This is a genomic window from Stenotrophomonas pictorum JCM 9942, assembly GCF_001310775.1.
In the GTDB taxonomy this organism is placed as follows: domain Bacteria; phylum Pseudomonadota; class Gammaproteobacteria; order Xanthomonadales; family Xanthomonadaceae; genus Stenotrophomonas; species Stenotrophomonas pictorum.
This window is the reverse complement of record NZ_BAZI01000390.1, coordinates 1-2,449: the sequence shown is the minus strand read 5'-3', so window position 1 is coordinate 2,449 and position 2,449 is coordinate 1. Positions and strand designations below refer to the sequence as shown.

The 2,449-nt window shown below is 67.7% G+C and carries 2 protein-coding genes; both read left to right on the top strand.

What is annotated here, in order from left to right; all coding sequences use genetic code 11:
* A partial coding sequence (locus tag JCM9942_RS14135; protein ID WP_157722945.1) for a DUF1631 family protein occupies positions 1-1,235 on the top strand: 1,235 nt, incomplete at its 5' end.
* A gap of 66 nt (positions 1,236-1,301) precedes the next feature.
* Positions 1,302-2,405, top strand: coding sequence for an NAD(P) transhydrogenase subunit alpha (locus JCM9942_RS14130; protein WP_054660469.1), 1,104 nt, complete (start codon positions 1,302-1,304; stop codon positions 2,403-2,405).
* Positions 2,406-2,449 lie beyond the last annotated feature (44 nt).

The window sequence follows — 2,449 nt, the reverse complement described above, 5'->3', positions numbered from 1 at the left end:
CGCAGCGCCTGAAGAGCGAGGTGCTGTCCGGTGCCACCCAGCTGGGCGTGGACCCGAGCCAGGCCCGGCTGGACCCGCAGGACGAGGATGCGATCGATCTGGTCGGCATGCTGTTCGACGTGATGCTGGACGAGCGTGAGCTGGAAGGCCGCTCGCGCGAACTCATCGGCCGTCTGGTGGTGCCGTTCGTCAAGGTGGCGCTGCTGGACCGGCGGATGTTCGTGCAGAAGACCCACCCGGCGCGCAAGCTGCTCAATTCACTGGCCGAAGCCTGTGAGGGCAATACCGGCGAAAGCCCGGCCGAGCGGGTGCTGATGGGCAAGGTCGAGGAGATCATCGAACGCCTGATTGCCGAGTTCAACGAGAACCTGGCCATCTTCCTGACCCTGGAAGAAGAATTCCGCGACTTCCTGGGCCAGCACCGCCGGCGTATCGAAATCGCCGAGCGTCGTGCGGCCGAGACCCAGCGCGGCCAGGAAAAGCTGGAACTGGCGCGTACCCGTGCTGCCGCCGAGCTGGAAAAGCGTCTGGCCGGCGCGCCGTTGCCCGGTGCCATCGCCGATTTCCTGCGCCAGCCGTGGAGTCATCACCTGACCCTGAGCCTGCTGCGCGAAGGCGAGAGCGGCGAGGGTATCGACGAGGCGCTGGCGCTGGCCGATACGATGCTCGAAGAAGTGGCCGAGGCGCGCCGGCATATCGTTGGCAAGCTGTGGCTGCAGACCAGTCAGCCGGTGTTGCGCAAGGTGTTTGCCAGCGTCGGTCTGCACGGCGAGGCCAGTGTGGTGGCCATCGACGCGCTGCATGACACCTTGCAGTCCATCGCCGAGGCCCGTCCGGAACTGGAGCGGCCGTTGCCGGAACTGCCGCAGGTGGCCTTGCCCACTCCGCCGGCCCCGGAGAATCCGGCCATCGAACTGGGCGGAGCCGCGCACGCGCAGGATTTCGACCACACCGATGCCGACCGCTTCCGTCATATGGAAATCGGCACCTGGCTGGATTTCGTCGACAAGGATGGCAAGGTCCAGGCCGGCAAGCTGTCGTGGGTGAGTCCGATCTCCTCGCGACTGCTGTTCGTCAACCGCCGCGGGGTGCGTTTCTGTGTGGCTTCGCCGGAGGAACTGGCGGTGATGGTGCGGCTGGAGCGGCTGCGCCCGCACATGGACGATGGCGCCTTCGACAGCGCGATGCAGGGCGTGATCGACCGGCTCGATCCGCAGACCGCCACGCTGCACTGATTCCCTTCACCGGCGGCGGCTTTGCTACGATCCGGGGCGGCAGATGACTGCGCATCGGGGACGGGTATGGCCGTTGATGTAAGCGTGTTGAAAGAAGCTGCACAGGGCGAGCGGCGGGTGGCCGCCACGCCGGAAACCGTCAGGAAACTGCTGGCCGCCGGTGCCCGGGTGCATGTCCATCCCGGAGCTGGCAGCGCTGCCGGTTTCACCGACCAGGCCTATCGCGAGGCCGGTGCGCAGATCAGCGATGCGCTGGAATCGGCCGATGTGGTGCTGTGTGTACAGGCACCGCCACCGCCGACCATCGCCCGGCTCAAGCCCGGCGCGGTGCTGGTGGGCATGCTGCAGCCGCAGGCCGATCCCGCGCGCGCCGACGCACTGCAGGCCCGCCAGTTGCAGGCTTTTCCGCTGGAAAAATTGCCGCGCACCACGCGTGCGCAGGCCATGGATGTGCTCAGTTCCCAGGCCGGCATGGCCGGCTACAAGGCGACCTTGATCGCCGCGCAGCTGGCGCCGCGGTTCTTTCCGATGCTGACCACGGCCGCCGGCACCATCCGTCCGTCCAGGGTGCTGGTGGTGGGGGCGGGCGTGGCGGGTCTGCAGGCCATTGCCACCGCCAGACGCCTGGGCGCACAGGTGGAGGGTTTCGATGTGCGTCCGGAAACCAGTGAACAGATCCAATCGCTGGGCGCAAAATTCCTGGATCTGGGCGTCAGTGCGGCCGGTGAGGGCGGCTATGCGCGGCAACTCACCGAGGACGAGCGGGCCGAGCAGCAGCGCTGTCTGGCCGAGCATCTCAAGAGTGTGGATGTACTGATCTGCACCGCCGCGGTACCGGGCCGGCCGGCGCCGCGCATCATCAGCGCCGCGATGGTGGCCGGCATGAAGCCCGGTAGCGTGATCGTCGATCTGGCCGCGGAAACCGGCGGCAACTGCGAAGCGACGCAGCCGGGGCAGACGGTGGAGGTGGGCGGCGTGACCGTGGCCGGCCCGCTCAATCTGGCCAGCATGGGCGCGGTGCATGCCAGCGAGATGTACGCGCGCAACGTCTACAACTTCGTGGCGCTGTTCCTCAAAAATGGCGCGCTGGCTTTCGACTGGAACGACGAGCTGCTGGCCAAGACGGTGTGGCCTGCGCGCCCGGCCGGTGGCGAGATTCCGCCGGTCTGAGCCTTCCCTCCCGGAGAGGGCAGGCTGTGCCGGCCCGGCCGGCG

What these genes read in the sequence shown, in the direction of transcription:
- JCM9942_RS14130 (WP_054660469.1), top strand. Translation starts at nt 1,302, where the DNA reads ATGGCCGTTGATGTAAGCGTGTTGAAAGAAGCTGCACAGGGCGAGCGG.